Here is a 19,785-nt window from a genome sequence, read left to right on the forward strand (position 1 = left end):
AATATCCCAAAAGAGTTTTGCAAAAATGCAGGGGTGGGGATGGATCCGAACTGGGATGACATGCGCGTATTCCTGGCGGTTGCGCGCGAGGAAAGCCTGTCTTCGGCCGGGCGGTTATTAAAGATCGACCCGGCGACAGTGGGGCGGCGGGTTTCCCGGTTGGAAGCAGCACTGAAAGCGCCGCTTTTCACGAAGTCACCGCAGGGCTACGTACTGACCTCGGCCGGAGAGCGACTGTTCGAGCACGCTCAAGGCGCTGAGGAGGCGATGCGCGCAGCGGCTGGCGCGATGGAAGGCGCGACCAAGTCGCTGAGTGGTCAAATCCGGATCGGTGCTCCGGACGGAAGCGCCAACTATCTGCTGCCACAAGTCTGCGCCAAAATCAGCGACTCGAATCCCGACCTGGACATACAGATCCTGGCCTTGCCGCGGATCATCAACCTGTCGCGCCGCGAGGCGGATATGGCCATCACCGTCAGCGCCCCGACGGCCGGCAAGCTGCTGGTGCAAAAGATCAGCGACTACAAGCTGCATATGGTGGCAACAGCCGGCTACCTTTCGCGGCATGGACCCATTCGCTCGGTCAGTGAGCTGAAGGGTCACCGCATGATCGGTTATATCCCGGACATGATCTTCGACCGCGAGCTCGATTATCTCAACGATCTGGGTATTGATCGTGTCCCACTTGCATCGAACTCGGTCTCGGTGCAGTTGCGGCAAGCCTCGCTGGGTACCGGGGTATGTATCGCGCATGACTTCACGTTGCCGTTCCATCCTCAGCTGAAAAAAATTCTGACGGATCAAGTCAGTCTGACGCGCAGCTTTCACCTGGTTCGCCATCAGGGTGATCAACGCAACGAACGGTTGAACCGATTTGCAGAAGCGCTCAGCCGGGGAATTCGCGACGAAGTTGCGCGGCTGGAAGCCGAAGCCCAAGCTTGACAGGTTGATCTAATCGGGCAACGCTTTGGAAAACGGGAAAATTATTTCGGAGGTATTGCCCATGCTTGTACAGGCCATTCTGAAGTCCAAGTCGACGGACGGGGTTGTGACGGTGGCGCCTTCGATGACCGTGTCCGACGCGGCAAAGATTCTGGCCGATAAGCGCATTGGTACGGTGATCGTATCGGAGGACGATGGCGAAACCGCAGCCGGCATCCTCTCGGAACGCGATATCGTGCGGGAATTGGCCGCCAGTGGCAGCGGGTGCCTGACACAGCCGGTCAGCGCCTACATGACCAAGAAACTGGTGACCGCCACCCAACAGGACAAGGTACAGGACGTTCTCGCTCGCATGACCGAAGGTCGGTTCCGCCACATGCCGATTGTCGAAGATGGCAAACTGATTGGGATCGTCACTCTGGGCGACGTCGTAAAAGCGCAATTGTCCGAACTGGCCATGGAAAAAGATGCCCTGCAGGGCATGATCATGGGGCACTAGCCCCATCTGACGACATTGCGGCCTCTTGCAGCTGCGGAAAACTTGTGTTTGCTTGCGCAGAAATTTTATTGCTCAGGAGGGCGCGATGCGGGTTGGATTATATCCGGGAACCTTTGACCCCATCACCATGGGTCATATAGATATCATCCGCCGGGCAGCCATGCTCGTCGACAAGCTGGTGATTGGCGTCGCGATCAACCGCGACAAGGGTCCGTTGTTCTCGCTCGAAGAGCGGGTGGCCATGATTGAGGCGGAATGCGCCTACCTGACCGAACAGACCGGCACTGAAATTGTTGCGCATCCATTCGAAAACCTGCTGATAGACTGCGCCCGGGACGTAGGGGCGCAGATCATCGTACGCGGCCTGCGTGCTGTTGCCGATTTCGAATATGAATTTCAGATGGTTGGGATGAACCGGGCGCTCGACGATTCGATCGAGACCGTGTTCCTGATGGCCGAAGCCCGGCACCAGGCGATTGCCTCGAAACTGGTCAAGGAAATCGCCCGGCTGGGTGGGGACGTGTCGAAATTCGTCACGCCCCAAGTCAATATCGCGCTGAAAGAGCGGTTAGGCTAGAGCGCCCATCGCGGCAGCGGTGTCCAGCATCCGGTTCGAGAACCCCCACTCGTTGTCGTACCAGGCCAGAACGCGAACCAGCGTGCCGTCGGTCACTTTGGTTTCGGCCAGCGACACGGTCGAGCTGTGGGAATCGTGGTTGAAGTCGATCGAGATCAACGGGCGGGTTTCCGCAGCCAGAACCGTCGGGATCTTGGCCGCGGCCTCGGTGAACAGGGCGTTGACCTCGTCTTCGGTGGTGGGGCGCGAAACCTCGACCACCAGATCGACGACCGAGACGTTCGGGGTGGGAACCCGGATCGCCTGACCGGTCAGTTTGCCCTGCAGTTGCGGCAGAACCAGCCCCACGGCCGAGGCCGCACCGGTGGTGGTCGGGATCATCGATAGGGCCGCCGCGCGCGACAGGTACGGGTCTTTGCCGGCGGTGTCATGCACCGGCTGGCTGGCGGTATAGGCGTGCACCGTGGTCATATTGCCGTGCACGATACCCAGGCCCGCATCCAGCGCGGCAGCGACCGGCGACAGGCAGTTGGTGGTGCAGGATGCGTTGGAAACCACGGTGTCGGCGGCGGTCAGCTCGTGGTCGTTCACGCCGAACACCACGGTTTTTACCTCGCCATCCCCACGTGCTGGCGCCGAAATCAGAACCTTCTTCGCGCCGTTCTTGAAATGGCGAGACGCAGCTTCGCGCGTGCGGAACACGCCGGTGCATTCCAGAACCACGTCGACGTCCGACCAATCAAGCGCCTCTGGGTCGCGCTCGCTGGTCAGCCGGATCGGGCCTGCGCCTACGTCCAGCCCGGCCTCGCTCAGGGTGACCGGTTTGGCGTAGCGGCCATGCACGCTGTCGAACTCGAACAGATGCGCATTCATTTCCGGCTTGGCGAGGTCGTTGATCGCGACGATCTGCACATCCGTACGACCGCTTTCCATCAGGCCGCGCAGGACACCGCGCCCGATCCGTCCAAATCCGTTGATAGCAAGTTTGAGTGTCATGTCGCGCTCCGTCTAAATGGCCGCTAAGCCGCGATTGAAATCAGTTAGCGCTAACAAAGGCAGTCAGGCGAAAATGTCAAGCAAAACCTCTGTCAGCGCCAGAACGCGACCCAGTCGAGAAAGTCGTAAAACTTCTTGCCGAGGAACAGGAGATGCTCGGTTCCAAACAGCGCGAAGTCCAGCATCAGACCGCCAAGAATAAAGACTCCCAGCCAGATCGCGATTTGGTTTGTCATTGCTGCTCCGAACAAAAAAGCCCGCTCAGATAACCTGAGCGGGCGACGCGGTTCAAGCGGTCTTGATGAGATCAGTTAAGGCGCCCCATGGCGACGGCGACATCGGCCATGCGTACCGAGAAGCCCCATTCGTTGTCGTACCAGGCCAGCACGCGGACCATTCGGCCGTCCACGACGCGGGTCTGGTCCGGCGCGAAGATCGAGCTTTCTTCGGTGTGGTTGAAATCGGTCGACACCAGGGGGGCGGGTTCATAGCCCAGAACGCGCTGCATCGGCCCCTTGGCGGCCTCGGCGACGATGGCGTTGACTTCGTCGACGGTCACCTCGCGCGCGGCGCGGAAGGTCAGGTCGACGGCCGACACGTTCGGCGTGGGCACGCGAATGGCCGAGCCGTCCAGACGCCCTTTGAGGTTCGGCAGAACCTCGCCCAGCGCCTTGGCGGCACCGGTGCTGGTGGGGATCATCGACATGGCGGCGGCGCGGGCGCGGTACAGGTCGCTGTGGCGGCGGTCCAGCGTGGGCTGGTCGCCGGTATAGGCATGGATCGTGGTCATGATGCCGTTTTCGATGCCGATGCCTTCGTCCAGCACCTTGGCAAGCGGGGCAAGGCAATTCGTGGTGCAGGACCCGTTCGAGACCATGTTGTCATTCGCGGTCAGTGTATTGTGGTTCACTCCGAACACGATCGTCTTGTCCACGTTCTTGCCCGGCGCCGACAGCAGAACCTTTTGCGCGCCACGTTCAAGGTGTGTTTTGGCTTTCAGCCCGTCGTTGAACTTGCCGGTGCATTCCAGAACGACGTCACAGCCTTCCCAGTCCAGCTCGTTCATGTCGTAGGTCGAGAACATCTGCATCGGCCCGCGGCCCAGGTCCATCGTATTGCCGCTGATCGAGACATCGCGCGGAAAGCGGCCGTGGATGCTGTCGTATTTCAGCAGGTGCGCCGAGGTTTCAAGCGGTCCGGTGGCGTTGACCTTGATCACTTCGATGTCGTTGCGGCCTGACGCGGCGATGTGCGACAGGGTACAGCGGCCGATGCGGCCAAAACCATTGATGCCGACCTTGATGGTCATGTGACGTCTCCAAATCCGCTTGTGTTCCGGGCGATATAGCGATGATCGGTCCATCTAAAAAGATAGAAAATATCATATTTGCAATGTGTTAGCGCAAACTTGGCGTGGTTGCGCTAACGCTTGCGCTAGCTGTCGGATCGGTTAGGGTCCAAAGTGCGACGGATGAACGGAAAGGATGCGGCATGAGCGGTTTGCTGGCCCTGTTGGACGATGTGGCGGGAATCGCCAAAGTGGCGGCGGCCTCGGTCGACGATGTTGCGGCGGCGGCCGGCAAGGCGGGGGCCAAGACCGCGGGCGTGATCATCGATGACGCGGCCGTTACGCCGAAATACGTCCAAGGGTTCGCCCCTGCGCGCGAGTTGCCGATCATCTGGCGCATCGCGCGCGGGTCGATGTTCAACAAGGTCATTCTGCTGTTGCCGGTTGCGTTGTTGCTGGCGAACTTTGCGCCGTGGCTAATAACGCCCTTGCTGATGATCGGCGGGTCATACCTGTGTTTCGAGGGCGCCGAGAAGATTTTTCACGTGCTGTTCCCGCATGGCAGCCACGTGATCGAAGAGGACATGAACGTCCGTGATCCGGGTCATCTGGAGGAGCAGAAGATCAAGGGCGCGATCAAGACCGATTTCATCCTGTCGGCCGAAATCATGACCATCGCGCTTTCTGCCATCGAGGCGCCGAATGTCTGGATGCAGGCCGCAACGCTGGCCGTGGTGGGGATCGGTGTCACGGTGGCCGTCTATGGCTCGGTCGCATTGATCGTAAAAATGGACGATGTCGGTCTTTATCTGGCAAAGAACGCGCCGACACCGATTGGCCGCGGGCTGGGTCGCGGGCTGGTCAAGGCGATGCCAAAGGTCATGAAGACCCTGTCAGTCGTGGGCACGGCGGCGATGCTGTGGGTTGGCGGCTCGATCATGATCCATGGGCTAGAGGTGCTGGGCTTTGGCTGGCTCGGCCACCACATCCACGATTGGGCTTATGCGGCCGGTCATGCCGTGTCCGATCAATGGGCCCGCGCGGTGGAGTGGATCAGCAAGGCTGCCATGGACGGCGTGTTCGGGCTGGCCTGGGGGTTCGTTCTGATCCCGTTGGCGACCAAGGTCATCGCGCCGCTGTGGCCCAAAAAGGCAGAGCAGACAGCGGACCATTGAGGCACAAAAGAAAAGGGCGGCACGATGGCCGCCCTTTGATTGCTTGGATCGGCTGGATCAGCCCAGCAATTCCTTGACCTTGGCAACCGTTGCCTCGGCGGTGATGCCGAAATGCTTGTACAGTTCGCCTGCCGGAGCGGACGCGCCAAAGCCCGACATGCCGATGAAACCGGCCTTGGCCTCGCGGCCACGCTCGCCCAGCAGCCAGCGGTCCCAGCCGCCGGCACGGACGGCGGCCTCGATGCCGACGCGGACGGGGCCGGCGGGCAGGACCTTCTTGCGATAGGCTTCGTCCTGCTCGGCGAACAACTCCATGCAGGGCATCGAAACGACGCGGGTGCCGATCCCTTCGGCCTCGAGCATCGCCTTGGCTTCCATGGCCAGCGATACCTCGGACCCGGTCGCGATCAGGATCGCCTGACGCTTGCCCTCGGCCTCGGCCAGAACATAGGCGCCCTGGGCGGTCAGGTTCTTGGCCTTGTGCTGGGTGCGCACGGTCGGCACGCCCTGACGGGTCAGCGACAGGACCGAGGGGCTGTCCTTGAAGGTCAGCGCCAGTTCCCAGGCCTCGGCGGTCTCGACGGTGTCGGCGGGGCGGAACACATAGGTGTTCGGCGTCGCGCGCGAGATCGCCAGATGCTCGACCGGTTGGTGCGTCGGGCCGTCTTCGCCCAAACCGATCGAGTCATGGGTCATCACGAAAACGCTGGGGATCTTCATCAGCGCGGCCAGACGCATCGACGGGCGCGCATAGTCGGTGAAGGCCATGAAGGTGCCGCCATAGGGGCGGATGCCGCCATGCAGCGCCATGCCGTTCATCGCCGCGGCCATGCCGTGTTCACGGATGCCGTAGTGAATATAGCGGCCCTTGCGGTTCTCCGGCAAAAACACGCCCATATCGGCTGATTTGGTGTTGTTCGACCCGGTTAGGTCCGCCGATCCGCCAACCGTCTCGGCCATGATCGGGTTCACGACGTTCAGCACCTTTTCCGACGAGGCGCGGGTGGCCAACTTGGGTTGATCTTCCGAGACCTGCTTTTTGAAGGCACGGATGGCGCCAGCCAGCTTTTTCGGCGCCTCGAAAGCATAAGCGCGGTTGAACTCGGCCTGCTTGCGCTCGGACAGTTGGGCAAAACGTTCTTCCCACGCCTTCCGTTCCATTGCGCCACGCGCGCCGATTGCTTCCCACGCGGATTTCACCTCGGTCGGAATTTCGAACGGTCCGTGCGGCCAGCCATATGCATCCTTGGCGGCCTGCAGCTGTTCGGCATCGGTCAATGCGCCGTGACCTTTCGAGGTATCCTGCGCGGCATGACCCAGCGCGATATGGCTTTCGCAAGCGATCATGGTCGGTTTCTTCGACGCTTTTGCCTGCACAATCGCCGCATCGATGGCCTTGGGGTCGTGGCCGTCAATCTCGATCACATGCCAGCCCGAGGCCGCGAACCGGCGCACCTGGTCGGTGCGGTCGGCTATGTCCACGGTGCCGTCGATGGTGATGTTGTTGTTGTCCCAGAACACGATCAGCTTGCTGAGCTCATGCCGACCGGCCAGGGTGATGGCCTCCTGGCTGACACCTTCCATCAGGCAGCCGTCACCGGCAATCACATAGGTGTAGTGGTCGACAACCTTTTTGCCGTAATGGGCCCGCTGGATTTCTTCGGCCATCGCAAAACCGACGGCATTGGCAATTCCTTGCCCAAGAGGGCCGGTGGTGGTTTCGACACCGTCAATCAGGAAGTTTTCCGGGTGGCCGGCGGTTTTCGCGCCCAGTTGGCGGAAGTTCTTGATCTCGTCCAGAGTAACTGCGCTGTAGCCCGTCAGGTAGAGCAGGGCATAGATCAGCATCGAGCCATGGCCAGCCGACAGGATGAACCGATCGCGGTCAGGCCAGCTTGGGGCCGAGGCGTCGAATTTCAGGTGTTTTTCAAACAACACGGTCGCGACGTCGGCCATGCCCATCGGCATTCCGGAATGGCCGGAATTGGCGGCGGCGACAGCATCAAGGGTCAGGGTGCGAATGGCCGCAGCCTTCGCCCAGTGTTCAGGGTTGGCATTGCGCAGCGCAGTCAGGTCCACGGGTGTTGTTCCTTTGGATTACGGCAGATTGCGGGCTGAATACCATCCACCCCCCAAAGTGCAAGCGGAACCCGGCGCGGCGCATTGCCATCGCTTCAAGAGTGTTGCTCAAGCCTTTGAAAGCAAAGAGTGGGTATTTTGGCGAACATTCCGTTAGACTAAGTACCGGTACGAGCCGTATTGATTCGGCCATCGGAAAAACAGAACGAACCTTGGTAAAGAGGTGACAGGGGCAATGAGCCAGATCGAAGACTTACAGCGACGCGTCATGGCCGCGATGGATCGGATTGGCACCGGGATCGAGGCGTTGCAATCGGCGGGTCCGGTCTCGGGCAGCGAAGATGGACAATTGCGCGCCGCTCTGGACGAGGAAAAGCTGGCCAATGCGCAATTGGAAGAGCGCCTGAAGTCTCTGAAAGAGCGGCATGATCAGGAAATCGACGCTTTGCGCGCCCAGTTGGGCGAGTCCAATGCCAAACTGGCCACAGTTGAGGCCGCGCGAGCCGAACTGGCCGAAGCCAAGGCCGCGCTGGAAAATCAGGACGAAGCTGCAGCGCTGAAGGCCGAGATCTCCGAATTGCGGCGGCAGCTGGAGGATTCAGAGCGTATCCCCGAATTGAATGCCGAACTGGAAATGCTGCGGGCCGAACGCGCCAGCCACGGTGCCGCCATGTCGCGGCTTGATGACGACCTGCAGCGCTTGCGAAAGGCAAATGACCAATTGCGCGAAGCGGTCGACGAGTTGCGAAAGGCTGCCGAGGACGGCGTTCCCGATGCCGAGCTTCTGAACAAGGCAACCGTGGCCGAGCTGGAGGCCACCCGGGCCGCCCGCGCCACCGACGCGGCCGAAGCTCATGCGGTTCTGGCGCGGCTTGAGCCATTGCTGACCCACGCCAACCTGGCCGAAGGAGAGGTAGAGTAATGCCCGAGGTTACCATTCATATTGGCGGGCGCGGATTTGAGGTTTCCTGCCAGGACGGCGAGGAACCGTTTCTGCACGCAGCCGCGAAGATGCTGGACGATGAGGCCCAGGTGATGGCCGACCAGATTGGCCGTATGCCCGAGTCGCGGATGCTATTGATGGCAGGGCTGATGCTTGCCGACAAAGCAGCGGCCACCGAGGATCGCATCAAAACACTCGAGGCGAAGCTGGCCGAAGTTGAAGGCGAATTGGAGCGTATGCGCAGTGCGCCCGCGCCAGAACCAGAACGGATCGAAGTGGCTGTTGTCCCGCCCTCGGTTACCGACACACTTGCAGAGATGGCGGCACGCGCCGAGGCGCTGGCCTCGGTGATCGAAGAGAAGAACGCGAGATGACACATTTGCGGAGTTTGTGCCTGGCGGCGTTGGTCGGGGCGGTCTCGGGCCCGGCATTTGCACAGATTGACATCCTATCGGTGACCTTCACCTGCGAAAATGGCGTTGAGCTGCCCGTGACATACTTCAACCCCTCCGACGGCGAAGGGGCTGCGGCGATGATCGTCGATGGTCAGTTGATTGCGTTGCGCCAGGTCCAGAGCGGCTCGGGTATCCGTTACGAGTCGGTGAACGGGCAGGGGACGTATACCCTGAGGTCGAAAGGCTGGAACGCGATGGTCAGTTTCGCGGCGGCCGGAGCCACCGACGAAACCGATATTTTGAAAGACTGTGTCAGCCGCTGAGCGGCTGATCAGGCGTTTGCCTCGCGGATTTTGTCGGCGGCTTCCTTGTTGTAGGCGACACCGTTTTCATCGAACAGCGTGTCCAACTCTCCTGACAGGGTCATTTCCGTGATGATATCACAACCACCCACAAATTCGCCTTTGACGTAGAGTTGAGGTACAGTCGGCCAGTCCGAATAGTCCTTGATGCCTTGACGGATTTCCTCGTCCGCCAGAACGTTCACGTCGGTGTATTCGACACCCATATAGTTCAGAACACCGGCCACCCGAGATGAAAATCCGCACTGCGGCATTTCTTTGGTGCCTTTCATGTACAGCACCACATCGTTGCTTTTGACGGTCTCGTCGATCTGGGTCTTAACGTCGGTCATTTCGCGTTTCCTTGTTTGCGTTCGTCCGTCTGTCGGGCGGTCATTTCGATCGGCGGCTGCGCCACCAGTTTCTTGGTTCATTACGCTGGTTCATCGCATGAACCGCGTCGATTACATTGACTTTTGTCACACCGTCGGCTTCCCACGGTCTGCGTTTCAAAGCGTTTGGGTCGGGGCGCATATCCGACAATCATCTTGTTCTGTTCCGTTTCAGATAGGCTTCGAGCAGAGCCTCGGCAACTACCAGCCCGCCGACACATATTCCGAACCAGACAGCCCAACCGATCATATCACGCGACCGAATTGTCGGATGCCATCGGAATGCACAAGGCAGCGCGTGCCATCACCAGAGTGAGCATGGCACTGGCCGCCGCCAGCCTCATCACTCAGGTACTTTCGTGGTCAACGCCAGCGCGTGCAACTCGCCATCCGGGCCGTCCATCTTGCCCTTCAGTGCAGCATAGACCGCGCGCTGCTGCTGGACCCTGTTCTTCCCGCGAAAGCTTTCGTCCACGACCATGGCGGACATGTGTACGCCATCGGTGCCGCCGACCTGGATTTCCGCATTCGGAAAGGCTTCGCGCAGCAGATGTTCGATTTCGTGGGCGCTCATTGGCATTTAGGATACTCCTGAAGGTCTTTTCAAAGATGTAGAGCGATGCCGAAGCCCGCGCAAGGGTGTGCAGCGCCCTTGGAAAAGTCAGATCCCGCGCTGATCGAACAGCGCAGGAGCCGATTATGGTTCAGCGTCGTCGCGCTCAGGCGACGGCTTCGGCAAAACTGCTGCGATACATCGCTGAGAGTTCACTCAGAGGAGCTTCGGACGCTCCGATCCGCACGGTTTCTCCGGTAAAGCGACCGACCGAAACCAGCGGCACGCCCGCCTGGCCCGCCGCAATCATCAGCGCTTCGGCCTGATCGAAATTGCAGGCCACCAGGTAACGGCCCTGATCCTCACCGAAAAGGAACTCGGTCGGGGCGTCATCAAGATGCACACCCACGCCCGCGGCTTCGGCCAGTTCGAAGGCTGCCAGTGCAATGCCGCCATCGCTCAGGTCAGTACAGGCCTTGATCATCTCGCGATTGGCCCGGATGAAGTCGCCGTTGCGCTTTTCAGCATCCAGATCCACATGCGGGGCGTCGCCGTCTTCGCGGTTGAAGACCTCGGCCAGCAGGGCGGATTGGCCCAGATGCCCCTTGGTTTCACCGATCACCAGCGCCACATGCCCTTCCCGAACCTCGGTGCCGATGATGTCGTCGGCGTGATCCAAAAGGCCGACCGCACCGATGGTCGGTGTGGGCAGGATCGCCTGACCGTCGGTTTCGTTGTAGAGCGACACGTTGCCCGAAACGATCGGCATGTCCAGCGCGGCCACAGCGGCTCCGATGCCTTGGATGGCACCGACGAACTGGCCCATGATCTCGGGCTTTTCGGGGTTGCCGAAATTCAGGTTGTCAGTGGTGGCCAGCGGTTTGGCACCAACGGCGGTCAGGTTGCGATAGGCTTCGGCCACGGCCTGCTTGCCGCCTTCCTCGGGGTTGGCGCGCACGTATCGCGGGGTCACGTCCGAAGTGAAGGCCAGCACCTTGTCGGTGCCATGCACGCGCACCATGCCTGCACCAACGCCAGGCGTACGCGCCGTGTCAGCCATCACCATCGTGTCGTATTGCTCATAGACCCAATGCTTGCTGGCATAGTTGGGCGACGAGATCAGCGCACGCAGCCCGTCGATCGGGTCGATCTGCGGCACCTCGCCCAGATCTTCGGCCGCCGGGGTGGGGACCCAAGGGCGGTCGTATTCCGGTGCCGTTGAGGCCAGCTTCGACAGCGGCAGGTCGGCTTTGATTTCGCCGTTGTGCATGATCAGGAATCGGTCTTCGGCGATGGTCTCACCGACGATGGCGAAATCCAGATCCCATTTCTCGAACACGGCGCGGGCTTCGGCCTCAAGCTCGGGCTTCAGCACCATCAGCATGCGTTCTTGAGACTCGGACAGCATCATCTCGTAGGCGGTCATGTTCTCTTCGCGCTGGGGCACGTTTTCCAGGTCCAGCCGGACACCCAACCCGCCCTTGTCGCCCATCTCAACGGCCGAGCAGGTCAGGCCCGCCGCGCCCATGTCCTGAATCGAAATCACGGCGCCGGTCTGCATCAGTTCCAGCGTCGCCTCCATCAGGCGTTTTTCGGTGAAGGGGTCACCGACCTGCACGGTGGGGCGCTTTTCCTCGATCGTGTCGTCGAATTCGGCCGAGGCCATCGTGGCACCGCCCACGCCGTCGCGACCGGTTTTGGCGCCCAGATAGACAACGGGCATGCCAACGCCCGACGCGGCCGAGTAGAAGATCTTGTCGGCATCGGCCAGCCCGGCGGCAAAGGCGTTCACGAGGCAGTTGCCGTTGTACGCCGGGTGGAACCGAACTTCACCGCCCACGGTCGGTACGCCGAAGCAGTTTCCGTAGCCTCCGATGCCTTCGACCACGCCATTGACCAGCTGGCGGGTCTTGGGGTGGTTGGGTTCGCCGAAGGACAGCGCGTTCATTGCCGCGATGGGCCGCGCGCCCATGGTGAACACGTCGCGCAGGATGCCGCCCACGCCGGTTGCCGCCCCTTGATAGGGTTCGATGTACGACGGGTGGTTGTGGCTTTCCATTTTGAAGACCACGGCCTGCCCGTCGCCGATATCGACCACACCGGCGTTTTCACCGGGTCCGCAGATCACCTGAGGGCCCGAGGTGGGCAGGGTGCGCAACCATTTCTTCGAGGATTTGTAAGAACAGTGCTCGTTCCACATGGCCGAGAAAATCCCCAGCTCGGTAAAGGTCGGCTCGCGCCCGATAATCTCGAGGATCATGTCGTATTCTTCGGGTTTCAACCCGTGTGCGGCAATCAGATCCGGTGTGATGGCGGGCTCTTGCATCGTGTGTCCTGTTTCCAAGGTGGCCGGGATTGCGGGCCTTTTAGGGCAACCGGGCGATTTGGGAAAGGGTCAAGAGCGCGCAGCGAACAGGAACCCGCTATTTGCTGGCAGAATGCAGCGGTCTGCGACCGGGAAATGCAGGTTGCACCACCGGAATGACGGGGACAGCAGCGCATGCGCCACTGTCCCACCGCCGTTATTGAGGCGGCTCTTCCTTCTTGTTCACTGCGTCGGCCGCGGCCGCGCCGATCGCCGCTTTCTGCTGTTCGGTCAGGTTTTCGGCCTCTTCCAAACCGGGGATGGCGACGCGCACCTCACGGCGGGCAAAGTCGATCCCGTTCTCCTTGAAGGCGGCCTTGACCCGGTTGAAGATCTCCTTGCGCAGGGTGAACTGCTTGCCGGGCTTGGCCATGAACTTGCCGCGGATGATCATGCCGACATCGTCAAAGTCGAACACGCCCTGCGATTTGAAGGGCTGCAGGAAGCCATCCTTGTGGAGCGGGTCCTCCATCATCTCGGCGCCGATCTTCTTGAAGATCTTCTTGACCTTGTTCGGATCAGTGTCGAAGGGCACGGTGAATTTCAGCTTCATGATGACCCAGTCGCGGCTGTAGTTGGTCAGCTTCTGAATCTCACCGTAAGGGATGGTATGCACCGGACCGCGATGGTGGCGCAGCTGCATGGAGCGGATCGAAATCTTCTCTACCGTGCCGGTGGTGCCACCCACATCGACATATTCACCCACGCGGAAAGCATCGTCGATCAGGAAGAAGATGCCGCCCACGATGTCCGAGACCAGTTTCTGCGCACCAAAGCCGATGGCCAGACCCAGGATACCGGCACCAGCCAGAAGCGGCGTGATGTCCAAGCCCAGAGCGCCCAGCGCCAGCAAGGCGAAGATCACCGCGATGGCCACCTGAGCAGTCACGCGCAGCAAAGGCAGAACCGTGGCCAGGCGCGAGCCGCCGGCACCGCCGCCTTCGCCGGCTTCCTCATCGGGGCTCTGCTCCGAAGCTGTTTGCTCTTTGGCAAGCCGGCGGTTGATCCAGAGCGAGACCACCTCGTTCAGGATGTAGCCGATTGCGATGATGATGAAGAACTGAACCAGTTTGCTGCCGGTTTCCGAGTCCCCGCCCGCAATATCCTGCAGGTCCAAATTCCAGGCATCCGCAATCATCAGAATGACCAGAATGCCGGCCAGAACGCGTCCGATGCGGATGTAGCTGCGTTTGGTCGATTTGTAGGCACGTTCCGCGATCGGACCATCGCCCATCATCGGCGGCAGCAGGTGCCGGGTCAGCCCTCGGATCAGCGTGTCGAGCGCCGGTGCGATCAGCAGCCAGAACATCGTGACGAAATGCGCGCCTTCGGCCAGAAGGGCAAACACGGCCGGATTACGCTGAGCGGCGAGGAACTCGACCAAAAGCCAGGTACCCGCCGACACGGCGATCGCAAAATACGGATAGTAGCGGGCGACTTCTTCGTCGAAATGCGTACGATCCGGATCGGAACCACGCATCATGTCGGTCAGACCGTTGCGGGCCGTCCAAGCAATGACACCGACATAGATGTGGATGGCGGTGTTCAGCCAGAAACCAAGGCGCGATTCACCCGGCATCACGCCATTCATCGCATTGAAATCCAGGATGAACAGGGTGAACCCGATCAGCAGGAACAGGCCGATCAGGTTCCGATGCAGGTATTTTGCCCATTTGTCATTCACGTTGACCAGGCGCAAGTTGCTCTGCTTCGGGGCCAGAATGAAACGGGAAATCGCGGCTCCCAGGCGGGGGAACCAGATCAGGAAGAATACGAACGGTGCCGCCTGGGCAATTTGCTGTTCGTCCAGCAATCGACGCCCGACGAAAACCAGCGTGTAATAAAAGACAAGCAGGCCCAGAAACTCGACGCAGAAGCGCTTGAACAAAAAGACAACCGCGCCTTTTAGGTTGGTCGAAGCATCCCCATCGACGACTTTGATCCAACGGCGTGTCCAAAGGCCAACCGCGGTTTCTGCGGCATACCCGATTGCAAGCGCCAGGAAGGTGAACCCGAACAGGGTTGCCAGACCGCTTGCGCCAAACTTGTTTCCGAAATTGCTGAAGGCTTCGACCTGAGCCGAAACCAGTAGCGGAACCTTGCGGATCACATCCAGCCAAGACGCAGCCATGTCGCCCGCCGAGGATGAGATCGTTTGCAGCAGCCCCTTACGGGAAGTCTGCGTTTCAGTCTGTTTCGCCGCGACCGCATCAAGCCGTTCCAGCAAAATGGCCCGGACTTGATCGTCAGACATTCTCGCCACCAGATCGTCGACCTGTTCGGGGGTCAGATCTTCGGGGATGGTCACATGGCTGGTGGTGGGTTCGCTGGTGCTCTGGGCCATGCTTGGCCGGGCCAGGAACGTGACGGATACCAACGCCATCAAAAACAGGCGGAGTAGGCTGGTCATAAACTTTGTCCTCGAACACGAAATATTATGGTTTTTCGCGATCATAGGCCCGTTGGCAAAATAATTCCAAACGATTTGGCACCGCGCGCCCGGGTGCAGGCCAAAAAAAAGGCCGAGCACTAAGCTCGGCCGTAGTCCAACAGGGAGGTATGAAGATGATGAGCGTTTCAGCATCACCGCCTTCGAGTGCTCATTTAGGGATCACTCTTTGAACGATCAAGGTTTTTTGGGCGCATTGAGGGCATGTCCGCTATGCCGCGAGTGCATAGCTACAGTTTTCCCAGATGTTTCAGCTGCTTGCGATGAGCAATGATTTCATCCTGAACGAAATCTCGGAACGCTGCGACCCGTTTTGAGTGCCTCAGTTCTTCGGGATAGGCCAAATATACCGGCACATTCGCCGTCTCGATGTCGGACAGGATCGGGACCAGGTCAGGGAAATCCTCGGTCACGTAGTCGGGCAGGACGCCAATTCCGAGGTCATTCAGGACACCCTGCAGAACACCAAAGTAGTTGTTCACTGTCAGCAGTGAGCTGGGTTCGTAGGTCATAAGGTGACTGACCATCGAAGCGCCAACGCCAACCTGGGGTGCGGCAGGGGTCTGACAGATCAGGCGGTGTTTCGAAATATCCTCCAGCGTCTGGGGCGCACCGCCGTGCGAATCCAGGTAGGTCTTGGTCGCATACAACATCATTCGAACGGTCATCAGACGCTTGCGGACAAGATCGGCCTGACTGGGCTCCTTCATCCGGATCGCGACATCCGCTTCGCGCATCGGAAGATCCAGCACACGTTCTTCGAGCATCAGGTCAATATTCAGGTCCGGATACTGCTCATACAGCTTGGGCAGACGCGGCGCCAGCCACAGGGTCCCGAAGCCAAAAGTCGTGGTGACCCGCAGGACTCCAAAGACCTCATCCTCGCTGTCGCGGATTCGCGCCGCGGCAGCGTCCAGACGCTTGGACATGGCCGTTGTTGCATCGAACAGAAGCTCGCCCTGTTCCGTTAGAATCAGACCGCGGGCGTGGCGGTGGAACAGCGTGGCGCCCAGCGATTCCTCAAGCGCGCGAACCTGCCGGCTGACGGCGGATTGGGACAGATTCAGCTTGTCTCCGGCATGCGTCAGGCTGCCGGCGTCAGCTACCGCGTGAAATATTCTGAGCTTGTCCCAATTCATCGTCGCAACTTTCGTTATCCTTTGGCAGCCCTATATGAAAGAGGTAACAAATTCCATATTCAAACGGGGAAATCGTTACAGAACAGGGGGAATTTTGTATACAGGTCAGAAATTATGACCTAAAATGACGTCAAATGCAGCACACTATTCCGACGTGGGGAGGCGTCTGATGAGTCAGCCAAAGATTTCGCTCAATGACCGTTTCGATCTGACCAAAAGCCCGGTGCTTTTGAATGGCACGCAGGCGCTTGTTCGTCTGATGATGATGCAGAAGGCGCGCGATACCGCCGCGGGTCTCAACACTGCCGGTCTGGTCACCGGATACCGGGGGTCTCCGCTGGGTGCGGTCGATCTTCAAATGTCGCGCGCCGAAAAGCAATTGGCCGAGTGCGATGTGACCTTTCAATACGGTCTGAACGAGGACCTGGCCGCCACAGCCCTGTGGGGCAGCCAGCAGGCCGGTCTGCGCGGCGACGGCAAATATGATGGCGTGTTCGGCCTGTGGTACGGCAAGGGGCCGGGTGTGGACCGGTCCGGCGATGTGATGCGTCACGCCAATATGGCCGGAACCGCCAAGCATGGTGGCGTTCTGATGGCGATGGGCGACGACCACACGGGCGAAAGCTCGACCGTGCTGCACCAGTCGGAATGGTCGATGGTTGATATGTACATGCCCGTCGTCAGTCCGGCCGGAGTGCAGGAAATCCTCGACTATGGGATCTACGGCTTTGCGCTCAGCCGGTTTGCTGGGGTCTGGGTCGGCCTCAAGACGATGAAGGACACGATCGAGGTGACCTCGGTCGTGGATGGCCGGCCTGACCGGATGCAACTGGTGACGCCGGAATTCGACATGCCCGAAGGTGGGCTGAACATCCGGCTGGGCGACACGCCGCACCTGCAGGAGGCGCGGATCATCGACTACAAGCGGTTCGCGGCCGAAGTGTTTTCACACGCCAACCGGATGGACCGGCGGGTCTGGGGCAAGCCGGGCGCCAAGATCGGCATTGCCGCGGCGGGCAAGAACTGGCTGGACCTGGTCCACGCCATGTCGCTACTGAACATCGACGAGGCCGAGGCCGAACGGCTCGGGATCACCACCTACAAGATCGGCCAGACCTTCCCGTTGGACATGAAGGGGTTCCATGATTGGGCCGAGGGGCTGGACCTGATCATCATCGTCGAAGAAAAGCGCAAGCTGATCGAAGTGCAGGTCAAAGAGGCGATCTTTGACGACCGTCGCGGACGTCGCGTGTACGGCTGGTACAAGGGCGGGGCAGGCACGCTGCACCGCGAAGAGCTGTTCCCGACCCGTGGCGCGCTTGATCCGATCATGATCGCCGAAAAGCTGGGCGAGATCTTCATCGAGGAAGGTCGCGAAACCGACGGTATTCGCGCAGGGCTGGCCAGCCTGCAAGAGGCGCGCCGCAACGACAACGCACAGGAGATCGCGACGCGGCTGCCGTATTTCTGCTCGGGCTGTCCGCACAATAGCTCTACCAAAGTGCCGGAGGGCAGCCGGGCCTATGCCGGGATCGGCTGTCACTACATGGTGCAGTGGATGGATCGCGAGACAACCGGCTTTACCCAGATGGGCGGCGAAGGCGCCAACTGGATCGGTGAGGCGCCGTTCTCGACCACGAAACACGTGTTCCAGAACCTGGGCGACGGCACCTACAACCACTCGGGCGTGCAGGCGATCCGGGCGGCGCTGGCGGCCGGAACCAACATCACCTTCAAGATCCTGTTCAACGACGCGGTCGCCATGACCGGAGGGCAGGAGAACGAGGGCCATCTGACCGCCGAGCGCATCGTGCGCGAGGTCAAATCCATGGGCGTCCAGCATGTGGCCGTCGTCTATGACGAGAAGGAAGACGTGAACTTCAAGGCGCTGCCGGGCGACGTGGAAACCCACGAACGGGCCGAGCTGATGGCGGTTCAGAACAAGTACCGCGAGATCGAAGGCGTGTCGGTCATCGTCTACGTCCAGACCTGCGCCGCCGAGAAGCGCCGTCGCCACAAGCGCGGCACCTTCCCGGACCCGGACAAGCGGGTGTTCATCAACTCGGACATCTGCGAGGGCTGCGGCGATTGCGGGGTGCAGTCGAACTGTGTCTCGATCGTGCCCAAGGAAACCGAGCTGGGCCGCAAGCGGGCGATCGACCAGTCCAGTTGCAACAAGGATTTCTCCTGCCTCAACGGGTTCTGCCCGTCCTTCGTCACGCTGGAAGGCGCCAGGATCCGCAAGGAAGCCACCACCGAGATCGACATCCCGCATCTGCCGCAGCCGGTTCTGCCGCACATCGAGGGCACGCATAACGTGGTCATCACGGGCGTCGGCGGCACCGGTGTCGTGACGATCGGGGCGGTTCTGGCGCAGGCCGCGCAGATCGACGGCAAGGGCGCGGGCATGATGGAAATGGCCGGGCTGGCGCAGAAGGGGGGCGCGGTGCATATCCACTGTCGCCTGGCCAACAAGCCAGAAGACATCAGCGCCATTCGCGTGGCTACGGGCGAGGCGCATGCGCTGATCGGCGGCGACCTCGTGGTGTCGGCCGGGGCCAAGACGCTGGGCCTGACGCGCACTGGTCAGACCGGCGCGGTGGTCAACAGCCACGAGATCATCACCGGCGATTTCACCCGCAACACCGAATTCCACATTCCGGTCGACCGGCTGGAATTGGCGCTGGAAGCGCGACTGAAGGACGGTCTTGCCCTGTTCGACGCGACCGAGTTGGCACGCGCGGTGATGGGCGATTCGATCTATTCCAACATGATGGTGTTCGGGGCGGCCTGGCAGCGGGGGCTGCTACCGGTCAGCCACGAGGCGATCATGACCGCAATCGAGCTGAACGGCGCCGCGGTCGAGCGCAACAAGCGCGCCTTCGAGGTCGGCCGCTGGGCGGTTCTTCATCCCGAGGAAGTGGCGCGCATCGTGACCCCCACGGTGACCGAGTTGCCCAAGACGCCCGAGCAGGCCATCGCATTCCGTGCCGATCATCTGGTGGCCTATCAGGGCAAACGGTTGTCCAGGCGCTATCTCAAGCTGCTCGAGTCGATCGAAGACCCGAATGTCCGGGATGCCGTCGCGCGTGGGTATCACAAGCTGTTGTCCTACAAAGACGAATACGAAGTGGCCCGCCTGCTGCTGGACAGCCGCGACAAGGCCGCCGCCGAATTCGACGGCGACATCAAGATGACCTTCCACCTAGCTCCGCCGATCCTGGGGGGCAAAGGGCCGGACGGGCGTCCGCGCAAACGGCAATTCGGCGAATGGCTGCTGGGGCCGATGAAGGTTCTGGCCAAGCTGAAGGGGCTACGTGGCACGCCGCTGGACATCTTCGGCTATACCGCCGAGCGCCGAATGGAACGGGCCTTGATCCGTCAGTATGAGGCGGACATGAAAGAGGTTCTGCCCAAGCTGGATGACAACACCCGCGATGGGATTGTCGCGCTGGCGCGGTTGCCGCTGGACATCCGCGGTTTCGGTCCGGTATTGGCCGCCAACGAAGCCAAGGCCGCCAAGCGGCGCGAGGAACTTCTGGCCGTAATCCGGCAGGGAGGGACCGAGACGCGGGCCGCGGCCGAGTAACGTCATATCGGTGTCATGGAGGCGCGGTAAGGTTCCTGTCCGCGCCGTCCGATGACGGCCACG

General features: G+C 60.7%; 17 protein-coding genes. 8 read left to right on the top strand and 9 right to left on the bottom strand.

Features of this window, described 5'->3' with window-relative positions:
- Positions 1 to 39: 39 nt before the first annotated feature.
- The 3 genes from ACR0IR_RS05090 to coaD all read left to right on the top strand — a co-directional run bounded on the left by ACR0IR_RS05090 (position 40) and on the right by coaD (position 2,018).
- Positions 40 to 942: a LysR family transcriptional regulator gene (locus tag ACR0IR_RS05090; RefSeq protein WP_170363545.1), complete on the top strand. Its 903-nt coding sequence runs from the start codon at positions 40 to 42 to the stop codon at positions 940 to 942.
- 61 nt (positions 943 to 1,003) lie between these two features.
- Positions 1,004 to 1,441, top strand: coding sequence for a CBS domain-containing protein (locus tag ACR0IR_RS05095; protein WP_093961953.1), 438 nt, complete (start codon positions 1,004 to 1,006; stop codon positions 1,439 to 1,441).
- A gap of 85 nt (positions 1,442 to 1,526) precedes the next feature.
- A complete protein-coding gene (coaD, locus tag ACR0IR_RS05100) occupies positions 1,527 to 2,018 on the top strand; it encodes a pantetheine-phosphate adenylyltransferase (RefSeq protein ID WP_093961954.1) in 492 nt (163 codons plus the stop codon).
- Here the strand turns inward: coaD and gap (ACR0IR_RS05105) are convergent.
- The 3 genes from gap (ACR0IR_RS05105) to gap (ACR0IR_RS05115) form a co-directional block, all read right to left on the bottom strand.
- Positions 2,010 to 3,014: a type I glyceraldehyde-3-phosphate dehydrogenase gene (gap, locus tag ACR0IR_RS05105; protein ID WP_093961955.1), complete on the bottom strand. Its 1,005-nt coding sequence runs from the start codon at positions 3,012 to 3,014 to the stop codon at positions 2,010 to 2,012. The two genes, coaD and gap (ACR0IR_RS05105), sit on opposite strands and share 9 nt — an antisense overlap.
- A 92-nt stretch (positions 3,015 to 3,106) precedes the next feature.
- Positions 3,107 to 3,250, bottom strand: a complete 144-nt coding sequence (locus tag ACR0IR_RS05110) for a hypothetical protein (protein ID WP_170363544.1) — start codon at positions 3,248 to 3,250, stop codon at positions 3,107 to 3,109.
- 71 nt (positions 3,251 to 3,321) lie between these two features.
- A complete protein-coding gene (gap, locus tag ACR0IR_RS05115) occupies positions 3,322 to 4,323 on the bottom strand; it encodes a type I glyceraldehyde-3-phosphate dehydrogenase (protein ID WP_170363543.1) in 1,002 nt (333 codons plus the stop codon).
- 182 nt (positions 4,324 to 4,505) lie between these two features.
- Between gap (ACR0IR_RS05115) and ACR0IR_RS05120 the strand changes: the two genes are divergently transcribed.
- A complete protein-coding gene (locus ACR0IR_RS05120; protein WP_480778983.1) occupies positions 4,506 to 5,477 on the top strand; it encodes a DUF808 domain-containing protein in 972 nt (323 codons plus the stop codon).
- Positions 5,478 to 5,534: 57 nt separating this feature from the next.
- Here the strand turns inward: ACR0IR_RS05120 and tkt are convergent, their stop codons facing one another.
- Positions 5,535 to 7,556 (bottom strand): transketolase, encoded by a 2,022-nt coding sequence (tkt, locus tag ACR0IR_RS05125; RefSeq protein ID WP_480778984.1) that lies wholly within the window; start codon positions 7,554 to 7,556, stop codon positions 5,535 to 5,537.
- A gap of 235 nt (positions 7,557 to 7,791) precedes the next feature.
- Between tkt and ACR0IR_RS05130 the strand changes: the two genes are divergently transcribed.
- Genes ACR0IR_RS05130 through ACR0IR_RS05140 form a run of 3 tightly spaced genes read left to right on the top strand, consistent with a single transcriptional unit; the run spans position 7,792 to position 9,217 of the window.
- Entirely contained in the window at positions 7,792 to 8,478 is a 687-nt protein-coding gene (locus ACR0IR_RS05130) for a hypothetical protein (RefSeq protein WP_480778985.1), read from the top strand.
- Positions 8,478 to 8,873 carry a cell division protein ZapA gene (locus tag ACR0IR_RS05135; protein ID WP_170339348.1) on the top strand — a complete coding sequence of 132 codons (396 nt, stop codon included), beginning with the start codon at positions 8,478 to 8,480 and terminating at the stop codon, positions 8,871 to 8,873. Before ACR0IR_RS05130 ends, ACR0IR_RS05135 begins: the two co-directional genes overlap by 1 nt.
- Positions 8,870 to 9,217, top strand: a complete 348-nt coding sequence (locus tag ACR0IR_RS05140) for an MliC family protein (RefSeq protein WP_170363539.1) — start codon at positions 8,870 to 8,872, stop codon at positions 9,215 to 9,217. Before ACR0IR_RS05135 ends, ACR0IR_RS05140 begins: the two co-directional genes overlap by 4 nt.
- 8 nt (positions 9,218 to 9,225) lie before the next feature.
- On the opposite strand, the gene grxD is transcribed toward ACR0IR_RS05140, so the two are convergent.
- The 5 genes from grxD to ACR0IR_RS05165 form a co-directional block, all read right to left on the bottom strand.
- Complete coding sequence (gene grxD, locus ACR0IR_RS05145; protein ID WP_170338767.1) at positions 9,226 to 9,588, bottom strand: Grx4 family monothiol glutaredoxin; 363 nt, start codon at positions 9,586 to 9,588, stop codon at positions 9,226 to 9,228.
- A gap of 382 nt (positions 9,589 to 9,970) precedes the next feature.
- Positions 9,971 to 10,207 carry a BolA/IbaG family iron-sulfur metabolism protein gene (locus ACR0IR_RS05150; protein WP_093961963.1) on the bottom strand — a complete coding sequence of 79 codons (237 nt, stop codon included), beginning with the start codon at positions 10,205 to 10,207 and terminating at the stop codon, positions 9,971 to 9,973.
- Positions 10,208 to 10,346: 139 nt separating this feature from the next.
- Positions 10,347 to 12,506, bottom strand: coding sequence for a phosphoribosylformylglycinamidine synthase subunit PurL (gene purL / locus ACR0IR_RS05155; protein WP_170363538.1), 2,160 nt, complete (start codon positions 12,504 to 12,506; stop codon positions 10,347 to 10,349).
- 196 nt (positions 12,507 to 12,702) lie between these two features.
- Positions 12,703 to 14,955 carry a mechanosensitive ion channel family protein gene (locus ACR0IR_RS05160; RefSeq protein WP_170363537.1) on the bottom strand — a complete coding sequence of 751 codons (2,253 nt, stop codon included), beginning with the start codon at positions 14,953 to 14,955 and terminating at the stop codon, positions 12,703 to 12,705.
- Positions 14,956 to 15,224: 269 nt separating this feature from the next.
- On the bottom strand, positions 15,225 to 16,133 hold the full coding sequence (locus tag ACR0IR_RS05165) for a LysR family transcriptional regulator (RefSeq protein WP_093961966.1): 909 nt from the start codon (positions 16,131 to 16,133) through the stop codon (positions 15,225 to 15,227).
- A 169-nt stretch (positions 16,134 to 16,302) separates the two neighbouring features.
- On the opposite strand from ACR0IR_RS05165, the gene ACR0IR_RS05170 reads away from it, so the two are divergent.
- Positions 16,303 to 19,722: an indolepyruvate ferredoxin oxidoreductase family protein gene (locus ACR0IR_RS05170; protein ID WP_480778986.1), complete on the top strand. Its 3,420-nt coding sequence runs from the start codon at positions 16,303 to 16,305 to the stop codon at positions 19,720 to 19,722.
- Positions 19,723 to 19,785: the final 63 nt, after the last annotated feature.

The sequence above is a fragment of the Ruegeria sp. CF2 genome, from assembly GCF_056537385.1.